This window comes from Streptomyces sp. NPDC004539 (genome assembly GCF_040610055.1).
Lineage (GTDB): Bacteria > Actinomycetota > Actinomycetes > Streptomycetales > Streptomycetaceae > Streptomyces.
The window spans coordinates 539,490-553,354 of the sequence record NZ_JBEXLS010000002.1 but is presented as its reverse complement, the minus strand read 5'-3'; the positions used below and the strand labels follow the sequence as shown (position 1 = coordinate 553,354).

Sequence of the window (13,865 nt, the reverse complement as noted above, 5' to 3'; positions counted from 1 at the left end):
AAGACGTGTCCCTCGTCGACATCGAGACCATCAGCCGGGCCGAGCTCGAACACGATCCGTTCGGCCACGCCGTGATCCCCCGCTCGTTCGTCACGGACGACATCGCCGAGCGTCTGCGCGGCGAGTTCAGCGACGTCGGCTTCGAGGAGTCGGAGCGCACGGACGTGACCCGGTCCGACAAGCAGTACCGGATGTTCAACCGCGGCCTCGTCACCGCCGGCGCGGTCGACGAGGAGCAGGTGAGCGCGCTCCCCGAGAGCTGGCGGTCGCTCGTCGAGGACGTCGTCTCGCGGCCCTACCGGGAGGCGCTGTCCGCGCTGACCGGCGTGGACCTGGACGGCTGCCTCGTCGAGGCCCGGATGACCCGTTATGCCCGGGGCTGCTGGATCGAGCCGCACACCGACCGCCCGGACAAGGCGGTGACCCACCTCTTCTACTTCAACGACGGGTGGGACGCGGAGTGGAGCGGTGATCTGCGGCTGCTGCGCAGCGCCGACATGGCCGACTGCGCGAAGCGGGTGGCGCCGGTCACCGGGACGTCCGTCGTGCTCGTGCGCTCGGACCGGTCCTGGCACGGTGTCCCGCCGGTCTCCGAGAGCTGCCCGGTGGACCGGCTGGCCCTGCTCGTCCACTTCGTCCGCCCGTGACGGGACGGGTGCGCCGGGGAGGGGAGACGCCCGGGAAACGCGCCTATCTGCTGGCCATGACCGTCGACTGCGTCGGCAACGGCCTGTGGACGCCCGTCGCGCTGATCTTCTTCACCCGGGGTCAGCATCTCCCCCTGGCGCACGTCGGTGTCGCGCTGACGGTCGGCGGGCTCCTCGGCCTGCTGTCGGGGCCGGTGAACGGCCTGCTGGTGGACCGGTGGGGGCCGGCGAACGCGTCCGCCCTGAGCTACGCCGTGCGTACGGCGGTCTTCGCGCTGTTCCCGTTCGTCTCCGCCACCTGGGAGGTGGGCGCGCTCGCCGTCGTCGCGGCGGCCGGGGACCGGCTGTTCTGGACGGCCAGCACACCGCTGCTGGCCCGGCTGGTCCCGGCGGACGCGCTGCTCGGGGTGCTGAGCACGTCCAGCGTGCTCAAGGTCGGCGGGTGGGCGACAGGAGGCGCGATCGGGGCGACCGCCGGCGGGCTGCTGATCGGCAGCAGCACGGGCCTGCATCTGGTCGCCTACGCCAACGGCCTGACCTACCTGGCGGCCATGGCCCTGGTCCTCACGGTCCGCCGGCACGTCCGGGCCGTCCCCGGGGCCGGGCCCTCGGCGGACGGGCGGGCGTGGCGGTGGCGCGATCTGCGGGACGACCCCGGCTTCCTGCGGCTGTGTCTGCTGACGCTGGCGCTGGCGTTCGTCTCGGACTGTCTGACGGCGATGCTCCCGGTGGTCGCCCTCGTGGTGCTGGGGCAGCCGTCGTGGGTGCCGGGGGTGGTGGTGGCCGTCGCGTGCGTGTCGATGGCCGTGGCCCGGCGGCCCGCCGTCGCCTACGCGCGGCGCGTCCCCGCCGCGCGGGCCCTGCGGCTGGCGACCGGCTTCCTCGGGCTGTCGGTCCTCGTCATGGCGACGACCGGCCGGGCGGGCCCGGCCACCACCGCCGTCGTCCTGTGCGCGGCGCTGATCGGCACGCTCGGCGACGCGCTGTTCGCGCCGGTCGTCACCACGACGGCGAACGCCGCCGCCCCGCCCGGTCTCGCGGGCCGCTACAACGCGACCTTCCAGACGTCCTTCGGCATCGCGGGCGCGGTCGCCCCGGCGGCCGGGACGGCACTGCTGGCCCGGGGGAACACCGTCCTGTGGCTCGGCCTGGCGGCCGTCTGCGCGGTGACGTTCTCGGCGGTCGGGTTCCTCATGCGGCCGGCCCCGCCGACGCTGCCGACCCCGCCGGTGCCCGGGGCGGCGCCGATGCGGCGGATCGTCGTCGGCGGGATCTCCGGCGCGGGCAAGACGACGCTCGCCGCGTCCCTCGCCGGGGTGCTGGACGTCCGGCACATCGAGATGGACGCGCTCTACCACGGGCCCGGCTGGACGCACCGGCCGGAGTTCGCGGGGGACGTGGAGCGGGTCACACGGGCGCCGGCGTGGATCTGCGACGCCCAGTACCACTGGGTGGTCGGTGAGCTGCTCGGCGAGCGCGCCGACACGTTCGTCTGGCTCGACCTGCCCCGCCGGACCGTCATGCGGCGCGTGCTGCGGCGCTCGCTGGTGCGGGCCGCGACCGGCCGGGAGCTGTGGCACGGCAACCGGGAGACCTGGCGGTCGATGCTGACGAACCCGCGCCACCCGCTGCGCTGGGCCTGGACCCGGCACGCCACCCGGCGGGCCGAGACGGCCGCCTTCCTCGATCAGCATCCCGGCCTCACCGTCGTCCACCTGACCGGCGCCCGGCAGGCCCGGCGGTGGCTGCGCTCGATCCCGGCCACGGCCGGGCCCCACCGGACCGCTCCGCCCGACCCCTCACCACTCAGCGCAGGAGGCATCACCATGCAGGACCGCCGACGAGAACCCGCTCCCCCCGGCGAACCGCTGCTGGAGATCCACGGCGGGAACCGGCTCTCCGGGTCCGTCCGGACCTCCGGGTTCAAGCACTCCCTGGTTACCATCGCCGCGGCGGCGGCCACCGCGAGCGCGCCGGTGCGCATCGCGAACTGCCCGGACATCGTCGAGACGACCGTGCTGGGCGAGATCTTCCGCGCCGCGGGCGCCCACGCCCACTACGACAGGCCGACCGAGACGTTCACCCTCGACGCGTCCACCTGGGACTCCGCGGAGCTGCCGGACGAACTCGTCGGCCGCATCCACGGCTCGCTCTACCTGCTGCCCGCGCTCGTCTCCCGCAACGGCACGGCCCGGCTGCCCGCGAGCGGCGGCTGCCTGATCGGCGAAGGCCCCCGGGGCAGGCCCGTCGAACACCTGCTGGACGTGATGGAGCGGTTCGGCGTCACCACCCGGCTGGCCGCCGACGGTTCCGTGGACCTCAGCGCGGACCGGCTCACGCCGTGCACCGTCGACATGCTCGACTACACGCGCAACAAGGCCCTCATGAGCGGGCCGTGCTACAGCGGCGCGGTCAAGACCGCCCTCCTGATGGGCTCCGTCGCCCACGGGACGACGACCCTCCACCACCCGTACCTCAAGCCCGACGTCACCGACATGGTGACCGTGCTGCGCGACCTCGGCGCCGACATCGAGTTCGCCGGACCCGAGACCTGGCTGATCCACGGCCGTGGCCCGGAGTCGCTCGGCCGGCCCGCCGCCCCCACGCTGATCCCCGACCTGATCGAGGTGATCACCTGGATCTGCGCCGGCACCGTGCTGGCGGACGAACCGCTGCGGATCACCGGCCCGGGGATCGACCGCGCGGCCCACGCGCTCGCGCCCGAGTTCGACGTGCTGGACCGGATGGGGGTCCGCGTCGACGTCGGCACCGACGAGATCACCGTGCACCCGCTGACGAAGCCGTTGCGGCCCGTGGAGTTCACCGCCGCGTCGCGGGGCGTGTTCAGCGACAGCCAGCCCTTCATGGCCCTGCTGGCGGCCTACGCCGAGGGCCCCACCTACATCACGGAGGCCGTCTGGGAACACCGCTTCGGCTTCGTCCCGGAGCTGGCCGCGCTCGGCATGCGGACGGCCGTCGACGGCACGGTCCTGCGCGTCGACGGCCCCGCAGCGCCGCACCGGCCCGGCAACGACCTCTACGCCACCGACCTGCGCGCCGCCGCCGTCCTGCTGCTCGCCGCGCTCGCGGTGCCGGGCCGGACGACGCTGCGCAACCATCACCACCTGGCGCGCGGCTACCGCGACCTCGTCGAGGACCTGGTGAAGCTGGGCGCCGACATCCGGCACACGACCGCGCCGGACGTCCTCGCGAAGCTCCCGGCGGGGGCCGGCGGGGACCGGTAGGGGTCCCGGGGACGCGCTCGTCCGTGCGAGCGCGTCCTCACCGCCCCGTCTTGAGCGAGTCGAGGAAGCGCTCGCCGAGGTACTCGCCGGGGGCCGGGGCCGGGGGGACGTGGGCGAGGGCCGACGCGCGGTGTTCCGTATAGGGGTGGAGGTCGTCCCGGGTGGTGAGGCGTTCCTGGACGCGGGTGAAGAGGGCAGGGTCGCGCATGTAGGCGAGGAAGAGCAGGCCCCGGTCCGCGGGGCCGTTGTCGTAGGTGTAGCCGCGCCGGAGCATGCGGGCGCCGCCGTCGTAGCGGGGGCTGGCGGCGCGGACGTGGGAGCGGAGGGGGGTGATGTAGCGGCCCTCGGGGGTCTTGGCGAAGACGTCGACGTCGTCGTGCTCGTGGCGGCGGCCGAGGGGGGCGCCGGAGTCGCGGTGGCGGCCGACGGCCTGCTCCTGGGCGGTGAGCGGGAGGCTTGTGAACTCCTTCACCTTCAGGTGGATGCGGCGGACGACGAGGTAGGTGGCGTCGGCCGTCCAGATCCAGCGTTCGCACTCCTCGGGGGTCGGGTTCTCGGTGCCGTCCTTGAAGCCGAGGAGGTTGCGGGGGGTCTGGCCGGGTTCGGTCGGGGGGAGGTGGCCGGGCTGGCGCCAGCGGGGGCGGAGGGTGCCGGCCGCGGCGGCGAGGAGAGTGGTGGCGTGGGCGGTGAGGGCGGCGGGGGTGGGGGCGCAGAGCTGGAGGAGGAGGTCCGTGCCCCGGTGGGTGAGGCGGTCGCCGGGGAACGGTGGGAGGTCGCGCAGGAGCGCGGGGGGTGTGCGGGCCAGGCGTGGGGGGAGGGTGGGGCCGAAGCCGAGGGTGGCGGTGAGGGCCGGGTCCTTCGGGTGCTGGAGGAGAGGGGTCCAGCGGGTGAGGGTCTCCGCCAGGGCCCGGTGGGCGGCCGGGCCCGTGAGGTGGGGGGCCAGGTCGAGGGCGAGGACGAGGACGGCCGGGGGTTGGGGGGTGGTGATGCCGGGCTGCCGGGGGCGGTGTCGCGGGGCGGGGTGCGGGGTACCGGGGTGTTCCGTGCCCGGGGCCGGGGGCGGGAATCTTGTGCAACCGGTTGCGGCGACCACCCCGAGCCCCGCCGCCGTGCCGGTCAGGAGGGTCCGGCGGGAGGGGCCTTCGGGGGTCGGGGTGGCCGGGGAGGCTGGGGGGAGGGTCTGTTCGCTCATGGGAATCGGTCGGACGATACCTCCGCGATCGTCCCGATTCGGGTCACTCCCGGGTACGTGTCCCCGGTGCCGTCGGTGCCGTCAGCGCGGCCAGTGTCGCGGTGAGGTCGGGGGCGGCCGGGCGGTTGTGCGGGAGCCTCGACAGGACGGCGGCCATGCCGCAGGTGTCCGACACCGCCGAGTACACCAGGCCCGCGGCGATCCCGACCGACAGGAGCCGGCCCGCCGGATGGACGAGCGCGCCGACGGCGAGGCCGGTGAGGACGGCGGCACCCGCCGCGAAACGGACCTGGCGCTCCATCGACCAGGTACGGCGTACGGGGCCGGCGGGGTGGTCCAGCGGGTTGCCCTGTGCCGCCCAGGCCGTCGTACCGCCGGTGAGGTTCGTCGCCGGGATGCCGTGTTCCGCGAGGAGGGCGCAGGCCCTGGCGGAGCGGTTGCCCGAGGCGCAGACGATCAGGAGGGTGCGATGCGCCGCCGCCGTGCGCAGGTCGGGGAGGGTGGCGGGGAGGTGGTCCAGGGGGATGTTCAGGGCGCCGGGGAGGTGGCCGGTGGCGTGTTCGGCGGGGGTGCGGACGTCGAGGACGGTCAGGTCGCGCAGGCGCGGGCGGGCCTCGGCGGGGGTCAGGGTGTCGGTGTCGGGGGTGGTCATGGCAGGTGTGATCCTTGAGGTTCGAGGTGTCGCCTCGCGGCGACGTACAGTACCCCTAGGGGTATTGGACGAGTGTGGGAGTGAGTCGTAGTGGAGCTGGATCTGAAGGGCGACGACCTGAAGTCCGTGCTGAACCGGCTGCGCCGGGCGCAGGGGCAGATCACCGGGGTGATCAAGATGATCGAGGAGGGCCGCGACTGCGAGGAGGTCGTCACCCAGCTCGCGGCGGCGTCGCGCGCGCTCGACCGGGCCGGGTTCGCGATCATCGCGACGGGGTTGCAGCAGTGCGTCGCCGACATCGAGTCGGGGCGGCGGAGCGGGGAGGACGCGGACGCGATGAAGGCGCGGCTGGAGAAGCTGTTTCTTTCGCTGGCGTGAGGAGAGAGGGCGGAGGGGGGAGGGGGTGACTGCCCTGGTGGAAACGGTTGCTACAGCACCCCGTCCAGCAGCATCAGGCCCGCCACCCCCAGCAGCACCCACGCGAACGCCCGCTGGAGCCCCGGCCCCGAGAACCTCGCGGAGAGCCGCCGGCCGTCCCAGGCCCCCAGCAGCGCGGCCCCGGCGAAGGGGGCGACCCGCGACCAGTCGAGGTCGTGCACGGTCCCGGCCCGCAGCCCCAGCGCGGCCACCGAGTTGACGGTGATGACCAGCAGGCTCGTCCCGACGGCCGCCCGCATCCGCAGCCCCAGCACCCCCACCAGCGCCGGCACCGCGAGAAACCCGCCCCCGACCCCGAGCACTCCGGTGACACCCCCGAGCCCGGCCCCGGCGACGGAGGCCCGGACGGGGCGTACGGGGGTGGAGGGGGCGACGGAACTCTCCGAACCGCCCCGCGCCCCCAGCATCCGCCACGCCGCGACCATGGCCACCACCCCGAACCCCAACGTCAGCACCCGGCCTGGCAGCCGGGCCGCCAGCAGTCCGCCCAGCATCGCGGGTACGACGCCGGCGGCGGCGAACAGCAGCCCCGTCCGCCACTGGACGTACCCGTCCCGGGCATGCGCGCTCAACGCGGTGGCCGAGGTGACGCTCACGATGACGAGGCTCGCGGTGGTCGCCGCGACCGGCGTGAACCCGAGCAGGTAGATCAACGCCGGCACGGCCAGCACACTCCCGCCCCCACCGAGCACCCCGAGAGCGAGCCCGACGACGGCCCCGGCGAGCAGCGCGAGAAGCGCGAGGCTCATCGGGGGGTTCCGGGAGGGGTGGGCGCGGCCGGGGTGACCGCGTGGAACGGGCCGCAGCCGGGCAGCGCCGCCACGGGTATCGCCGTACGACCGCCCCGAACCGCGGTGCGCCCGAGCCTCCGCCGAACCGACCCCCGCCTGACCTGCGGCACAGCCCCCGGCATCCGGCAGCCGACCGACGCCGCCCCATGCCCCGGCCCTCGGCCGACCAGCGACGCGACACCCACCACCCGCCGACCCCCCGACGCCCCCCGCCTCGCCGGTGGCGCGAAGCCCGCCGCCCGGCAGCCGGCCGACGCCGCCACGCACCCCGGCCCCCGCCGGACCGACGGCATCACCCCCACCCCGCAGCAGCCGGACACAGGCACCCGGCACAGCACCCGAGGGCCGCCCCCCGATGCCCCACCGCCCTCTCCGGCACACCCGGCCCTCACCGCCTCCCCCACCTCAGGCCACCCGCCGCACGAGCCCGGCCGTCTCCGCCGAGGCGAACCCGTCGTCGACCGCGACCACCTCTCGCCCGGCGGCGTCCAGCAGGGATGCGGCGACGGCGGCGCGCATGCCGCCCGCGCAGTGGACCCAGATCTCACCGGCGGGTATCTCGGCGAGGCGGTGCGGGAGGGTGTGGAGGGGGATGTGGAGGGAGCCGGGGAGGTGGCCGCTCGCCGCGCGTTCCGTGGCCCGGCGGACGTCCAGGACGACCGCTCCGGCACCCCGTTCGGCGAGATCCGTGAAGCGGGCCCGGCGGAAAGCGGCCGGGCGGACGTCGGGGCGGAGCCAGTCGGCCGGTCCGCCGAGCGCGGCGGCGGCCGGACGGTCGATGCCCACCCGGGCCAACTCCCGCTGTGCGTGCGCCAGTTGCTCGGCCGACTCGGCGAGGAGCGTCACCGGCTTCCCCCACGGCAGCAACCAGCCGAGATACGTGGCGAGTTGGCCGTCCGCCTCGAAGTTGAGCGCCCCCGCGACATGCCCCTCGGCGAAGGCGAGGCGATGACGCAGGTCGACCACCCACTCCCCCGAGGCGAGCCGCGCGGCGATCTCCCCGGGATCGGCGACAGCGGGCGGGCTCAGGTCGATCGGTGCCGGACCGGCGCTGTTCACCGGCCCCATGTGGACGTAGTACGCGGGTACATCGTCGAGCCCGGCGAGCAACTCCCGTACGAACGTGTCGACATCACGCGTGAGCGCGACGTTGGAGACCTTCTCCGCACCGACGGTCGTCCCGCTCCCGGCGCCCGGCGCGGAGCCGGACGCGCAGAAGCTGCCGAACCCGTGCGTGGGCAACACCTCGGCCGCGTCGGGGAGTTCGGCGGCGATGCGGCGCGCGGAGGCGTACTGCTGACGCGCGAGGCGTTCGGTGAGCCGGGGTTCGACGAGGTCGGGCCGGCCGACCGTGCCGATGAGGAGCGAGCCGCCGGTGAACACGGCGACGGGGGCGTCGTCCTCCTCCAGGACGTAGGCGGTGTGGTGCGGGGTGTGCCCCGGGGTGGCCATCGCCCGCAGGGACAGCCCCGCGTCGACGTCCGTACGGTCCCCGTCGTGCACGGCGGTCCGCGCGTACGCCACCCGCGCCCCGGCCGGCACGAGGTACTCGGCGCCGGTCAGCCGGGCGAGTTCGAGGCCGCCGGTGACGTAGTCGTTGTGGACGTGGGTCTCGACGACCCGGGCGATCCGCACCCCGCGCCGGGCCGCCAGCGCCAGCACCCGGTCGATGTCGCGCGGCGGATCGACGGCCACCGCCGTCCGCGCGCCACCCGCCAGGTAGCCGCGATTGCCGAGGCCGGGCACCTCGACGGCGTCGATGAAGAACATCCGGACACGCTCCCTCACGGTCGGCCCCGGGTTCGAGAATTACCCCCGGGGGTATGCAAAAAACCGTAGCACATGTACCCCCGGGGGTATCCGGACGCCAGGGGACGCCCCCTGCGGAAGCCCCGCCCTCACCGGCCAGGAGTAGTACCCCGGTACTACTCCCCCACCGGATTGAGTCCCCCGGTGCCGCCCCCGCGCCCCACCCCGCTCCTAGCGTGAGTCGCGGGGCCGGTGCCGAATCCCGGCCCTCCCCGCGTCCCGTTCCTTCTCCTGGTGGGAGTACTTCCGTGGCCACGTTCCTCTACCGTCTGGGCCGGCTGGCGTTCCGGCGACGACGGTTGTTCCTGATGGCGTGGATCGTCGTCCTGGCCGCCGTGGGGATCGGCGCCGCGACCGCCTCCGGCGAGACGACGGACGACTTCACGCTGCCGGGCACCCAGTCGCAGTCGGCGATCGACCTGCTCGGCAAGGAGTTCCCGCAGGCGTCCGCGTCCGGCGCGACCGCGCGGGTCGTCTTCGAGGCGCCCGCCGGCCAGCAGCTGACGTCGGCCGCCAACAAGGCCGAGATCACCTCCCTCACGGCCGAGTTGAAGAAGGCGCCGCACGTCGCGAGCGTCACCGAGCCGTTCACGGGCGGGCTGGTCAGCAAGGACGGCACGATCGCCTACGCGCAGGTGACGTACAAGGAGGCCAAGGCGGATCTGCCGGAGTCCGCCACCGACGTGCTGCACGACGTGGCCGCCGAGGGGAAGAAGGCCGGGCTCACGGTCAGCCTGGGCGGGACCGCCGTCCAGGACAAGTCGGGTGGCAGCGCGGCCGAGTTGATCGGTCTGGCGGTCGCGGCGGTCGCGCTCGTCATCACGTTCGGTTCGATGCTGGCGGCCGGACTCCCGCTGCTGACGGCCCTGTTCGGGGTCGGGGTGGCGATCCTGTGCATCACGGTCGCGACCTCGTTCGCGGACATGGCGTCGGCGTCGTCGACGCTCGCGCTGATGCTGGGCCTCGCGGTCGCGATCGACTACGCGCTGTTCATCGTGTCCCGGTACCGCAGCGAGATCCGGGAGGGGCACGAGCCTCAGGAGGCGGCCGGGCGGGCGCTGGGGACGGCCGGTTCGGCGGTCGTCTTCGCCGGGCTGACCGTGATCATCGCGCTGGCCGGGCTGAGCGTCATCGGCATCAAGATGCTCACCACGATGGGCCTCGCCGCCGCGTTCGCCGTCGCCGTCGCCGTCGTCATCGCCCTGACCCTGCTGCCCGCCGCGCTCGGCTTCGCCGGGATGCGGATCATGAAGGGGAACCTGACCAGTAAGCGGCACAAGGCGGAGGAGCGCGGCGAGCGGGAGCCGATGGGGGTGCGCTGGGGGCGGTTCGTCACCCGCAACCCGGTGAAGATGCTGGTCGTCTCGGTCCTCGGGCTCGGTGTGCTGGCCATTCCGGCGGCGGATCTGCGTCTCACGCTGCCCGACGACAGCATGGCCTCGCCGGGCTCCACCCAGCGGATCGCGTACGACACGCTGAGCAAGGGCTTCGGCCCCGGCTTCAACGGGCCGCTGACCGTCGTCGTGGACGCGCGCGACAGCGGCGACCCGCAGAAAGCGGCGGAAAACGCTTACAGCATGCTGAAGGGCCTCGACGACGTCGCGACCGTACGGCCCGCCGCCTTCAACGCCTCCGGCGACGTCGCCCTGATCGGCGCGATCCCGAAGTCCTCACCGACCGGCGAGGCGACGAAGGACCTGGTCGGGGAGATCCGCGGGCACAGCGCGCAGCTGAAGTCGGAGACCGGCGCGGACCTGATGGTGACCGGCACGACGGCCGTGAACATCGACGTCTCGCAGAAGCTGGGCGACGCGATGGTCCCCTACCTCGCGATCGTCGTCGGCCTCGCGCTGATCCTCCTGCTGCTGGTGTTCCGCTCGATCCTGGTCCCGCTGAAGGCCGCGCTCGGCTTCCTGCTCAGCGTCGCCGCCACGCTCGGTGTGCTGGTCGCGGTCTTCCAGTGGGGCTGGCTGAAGGACCTGTTCGGCATCGACCAGACCGCGCCGATCGTGAGCGTCCTGCCGATCCTGCTGATCGGCGTGGTCTTCGGCCTCGCGATGGACTACGAGGTGTTCCTCGTGACCCGGATGCGGGAGGAGTACGTGCACGGCGCGCAGCCGGTGGAGGCGATCGTCTCCGGGTTCCGGCACGGGGCGCGGGTGGTGACGGCCGCCGCGATCATCATGATCTCCGTGTTCGCCGGGTTCCTCCTCGACGACGTCGCGCTCGTGAAGTCCATCGGCCTCGGGCTCGCCTCCGCCGTCCTGTTCGACGCGTTCGTCGTCCGCATGACGATCGTCCCGGCGGTCATGGCGCTCGTCGGCCGCAAGGCGTGGGCGCTGCCGAAGTGGCTCGACCGCGCCATGCCGAACGTCGACGTCGAGGGCGAGAAACTCCGCCACGCCCTCGCCGAGCGCGAGCATCCGGAGCGCCCCGAGCCGACCGAGCCGGTCTCCGCCCGGCAGGGCTGACCAGGTACGACGCCGGCCCGGCCGTAGAGTCGTACGGCACTCCCCGCTCCGTCCGCCAGCCTCTCCCCCCTGGGCCGGCGGGCGGTCGTCCCCGGTGAAGGGCGTTCTCGCATGACCGTTCCGTCCCTCTTCCGGGAGCGGACCCGGCTTCCCCAGGAGCTGGCCTGCGACCCGGACCAGAAGGTGATCGTGTCGATCATCTACCGCCTCTCGGGCTGGCGGCTGGCCGACCGGGCGCACCCCTGGGTGCGGCGGGCCGGGGTGCCGGTGCTGTGCGCGCTGCTGGGGCTGCCGTCGCTGCTGAACCCGGCGAACGACGCGGGCGTGTGGGTGCATCTGCTGCTGATGACAGCGTTTGCTCTGCCGTTGCTGTGGCGGGAGCGGCGGCCGATGACGGTGTTCGCGTTCACCACGGGGGTGTCGGCGCTGACGCAGGCGCTCGTGGTGTTCAACGGGGCGGACGCCGCGCGGGCGGTGGCCCTGTACAACGTCGGACGGCACGGTACGCCACGGCAGTTGGCGGTCGCGGTGGGCGTGACGACGGTCCAGCTCATGGTCTGGTCGGCCGTGTTCTGGACCGGCGGCCAGCTGAAGCACGTGACGCGGCCGGAGGTGGTGACGTTGCTGGCGATGGCGGCCATGGCGGCGTTCGCGGGGCTGGGGCTGGCCGGGCGGCTGGTCAACACCGTGATCGCCGCGCTGGAGAAGGACCGCGACCAGCAGAGCCAGCTCGCCGCCGCGCAGGAGCGGGCCCGGGTCTCGCGCGAGATGCACGACATCCTCGGCCACACCCTCGCCGTGATCGTCGGGCTCGCCGACGGGGCCGCCGCGCTCGCCGCGACCAGGCCGGAGCGGGGCGCGGACACGCTGCGGATCATCGGGGAGAGCGGGCGGGACGCGCTCGGTGAGCTGCGGCGGCTGCTGGCCGTGATCGACGCGGAGGGAGCGCCGCGCGGTCAGGCGCCGCTCGCGCCGCAACCGGGGGCAAGCGATCTCTACGCGTTGCTGGACCGGGTCCGGGCCGCCGGGCCGGCCGCCGAGCTGCGTACCGAGGGTGAACTGGGCGCGCTGTCACCGGGGTTGCAGCTCGCCGTCTACCGGATCGTCCAGGAGGCGCTCACGAACACGCTCAAGCACGCCGCCGCCGACACCGCCGTGTCCGTCGCCGTCGTCGCCGACGAGGAGGCGGTGCGGATCACCGTCGAGGACAGCGGGCCGGCCGTCGCGGACGCCCCGCGCTCGCACGGCGGGCGGGGGCTCGTCGGGATGCGGGAACGCGCCGCCCTCTACCAGGGGGAGGTCGCCTCGGGCCCCAACTCCCGGGGCGGCTGGACCGTCCGGGCCCGGCTCACCCCGACCACCCACTCGGACCACTCTGACCACTCGGATCACTCGGAGAACCGCCACTCATGACCACCGTACTGATCGTCGACGACCAGGCTCTCCAACGGCTCGGTTTCCGCATGCTGCTGGAGGCGCAGCCCGATCTGACCGTCGCCGGGGAGGCGTCCGGCGGCGGCGAGGCGGTCCGGCTGGCCGCCGAACTCCGCCCGGACGTCGTCCTGATGGACGTCCGCATGCCCGGTATGGACGGCATCGAGGCGACCCGCCGCATCGTCCAGTCCGGGGGCCGCTCCCGGGTCCTCGTCCTGACGACGTTCGATCTCGACGAGTACGCGTACGACGCGTTGCGCGCCGGCGCCAGCGGCTTCTTCCTCAAGGACGTGCGCCCCGAGGAGCTGGTCGTCGGCATCCGGGCGGTCGCCGCCGGGGACTCCGTCATCTCGCCCGGCCTGACCCGGAAGCTGATCGACGCGTTCACCACGCGGATGCCGGGGCGGGAGTCCGGTTCGGACGGCCGCCTAGGCGAACTCACCGAACGCGAGCGGGAGGTGCTGGTCGCCGTCGCCTCCGGCTGGACCAACGGGGAGATCGCGGAGCGTCTGTATCTCGCCGAGTCGACCGTGAAGTCCCATGTCAGCCGGGTGATGGCGAAGATCGGGGCGCGGGACCGGGTGCAGGCGGTGATCTTCGCCTACGACGCGGGGTTGGTGCGGCCGGCGTGAGTGGCGTTCGTGTACGGCGCCGGGCTTGCCGGGCGTCCGCTCAGGCGGTGACCGGGAAGATCAGGCAACTGCTCGTGGCGTGGGCGAGTTTACGGTCCGCGTCGTCCAGGAGGACCGCCTCCGCGAGGGCCGTGGTGCGCCCGGCGTGCAGGACGGTGCCGACCGCCCGGACGCGGCCCGTCTCGGCGGTGATCCGGCGCAGGAACTTCACGGTCAGGTCGAGGGAGGTGTACCCGGTCTCCGGGGGCAGCACCGACTGGACCGCGCAGCCCGCCGCCGAGTCCAGGAGGGTCGCGTACACACCGCCGTGCACGCTGCCGATCGGGTTGTAGTGCTGCTCGCCGGGGACGATCGAGAAGACGGCCCTCCCCTTCTCCACCTCGTCGAGCGTGAAGTCCAGGGTCGCGGTGATCGGGGGCGCGGGGAGGTTGCCCGCCTGGATCTCCCTCAGGAAGTCCAGTCCGCTGCCCTGCCCGACGGCTGCCGCCGTGACCGCCGGGTCTCCCCATTCGTACGTCCTGGTGCGTTCCATGCGGCGACGGTAGCCAGCCGCT

11 protein-coding genes are annotated in these 13,865 nt (G+C 73.9%); 6 read left to right on the top strand and 5 right to left on the bottom strand.

Features of this window, described 5'->3' with window-relative positions; translation table 11 throughout:
- The first annotated feature begins 5 nt into the window (after positions 1 to 5).
- Together ABZX85_RS06110 and ABZX85_RS06105 are read left to right on the top strand one after the other, a co-directional pair.
- Positions 6 to 647: a 2OG-Fe(II) oxygenase gene (locus ABZX85_RS06110; RefSeq protein ID WP_355862877.1), complete on the top strand. Its 642-nt coding sequence runs from the start codon at positions 6 to 8 to the stop codon at positions 645 to 647.
- Complete coding sequence (locus ABZX85_RS06105) at positions 644 to 3,892, top strand: MFS transporter (RefSeq protein ID WP_355862875.1); 3,249 nt, start codon at positions 644 to 646, stop codon at positions 3,890 to 3,892. The genes ABZX85_RS06110 and ABZX85_RS06105 overlap by 4 nt, the downstream gene beginning before the upstream one ends.
- 37 nt (positions 3,893 to 3,929) lie before the next feature.
- On the opposite strand, the gene ABZX85_RS06100 is transcribed toward ABZX85_RS06105, so the two are convergent.
- Both ABZX85_RS06100 and ABZX85_RS06095 read right to left on the bottom strand, forming a co-directional pair.
- Positions 3,930 to 5,084 carry a Dyp-type peroxidase gene (locus ABZX85_RS06100; protein ID WP_355862873.1) on the bottom strand — a complete coding sequence of 385 codons (1,155 nt, stop codon included), beginning with the start codon at positions 5,082 to 5,084 and terminating at the stop codon, positions 3,930 to 3,932.
- A gap of 43 nt (positions 5,085 to 5,127) precedes the next feature.
- Complete coding sequence (locus tag ABZX85_RS06095) at positions 5,128 to 5,736, bottom strand: rhodanese-like domain-containing protein (protein ID WP_355862871.1); 609 nt, start codon at positions 5,734 to 5,736, stop codon at positions 5,128 to 5,130.
- A 90-nt stretch (positions 5,737 to 5,826) separates the two neighbouring features.
- Between ABZX85_RS06095 and ABZX85_RS06090 the strand changes: the two genes are divergently transcribed.
- Positions 5,827 to 6,114, top strand: a complete 288-nt coding sequence (locus ABZX85_RS06090) for a metal-sensitive transcriptional regulator (protein ID WP_355862869.1) — start codon at positions 5,827 to 5,829, stop codon at positions 6,112 to 6,114.
- Positions 6,115 to 6,164: 50 nt separating this feature from the next.
- On the opposite strand, the gene ABZX85_RS06085 is transcribed toward ABZX85_RS06090, so the two are convergent.
- A complete protein-coding gene (locus ABZX85_RS06085; RefSeq protein ID WP_355862867.1) occupies positions 6,165 to 6,923 on the bottom strand; it encodes a sulfite exporter TauE/SafE family protein in 759 nt (252 codons plus the stop codon).
- 447 nt (positions 6,924 to 7,370) lie between these two features.
- Positions 7,371 to 8,735, bottom strand: a complete 1,365-nt coding sequence (locus ABZX85_RS06080) for an MBL fold metallo-hydrolase (protein WP_355862865.1) — start codon at positions 8,733 to 8,735, stop codon at positions 7,371 to 7,373.
- A 287-nt stretch (positions 8,736 to 9,022) separates the two neighbouring features.
- Here ABZX85_RS06080 and ABZX85_RS06075 point away from each other — a divergent pair, with 287 nt between their 5' ends.
- The 3 genes from ABZX85_RS06075 (at position 9,023) to ABZX85_RS06065 (ending at position 13,311) form a co-directional block, all read left to right on the top strand.
- A complete protein-coding gene (locus ABZX85_RS06075; protein WP_355862863.1) occupies positions 9,023 to 11,245 on the top strand; it encodes an MMPL family transporter in 2,223 nt (740 codons plus the stop codon).
- Between the two features lie 111 nt (positions 11,246 to 11,356).
- Positions 11,357 to 12,658: a histidine kinase gene (locus ABZX85_RS06070; RefSeq protein ID WP_355862861.1), complete on the top strand. Its 1,302-nt coding sequence runs from the start codon at positions 11,357 to 11,359 to the stop codon at positions 12,656 to 12,658.
- Entirely contained in the window at positions 12,655 to 13,311 is a 657-nt protein-coding gene (locus tag ABZX85_RS06065; RefSeq protein ID WP_355862859.1) for a response regulator transcription factor, read from the top strand. Before ABZX85_RS06070 ends, ABZX85_RS06065 begins: the two co-directional genes overlap by 4 nt.
- Before the next feature lie 40 nt (positions 13,312 to 13,351).
- On the opposite strand, the gene ABZX85_RS06060 is transcribed toward ABZX85_RS06065, so the two are convergent.
- Positions 13,352 to 13,843, bottom strand: a complete 492-nt coding sequence (locus tag ABZX85_RS06060; RefSeq protein ID WP_355862857.1) for a PaaI family thioesterase — start codon at positions 13,841 to 13,843, stop codon at positions 13,352 to 13,354.
- Positions 13,844 to 13,865: the final 22 nt, after the last annotated feature.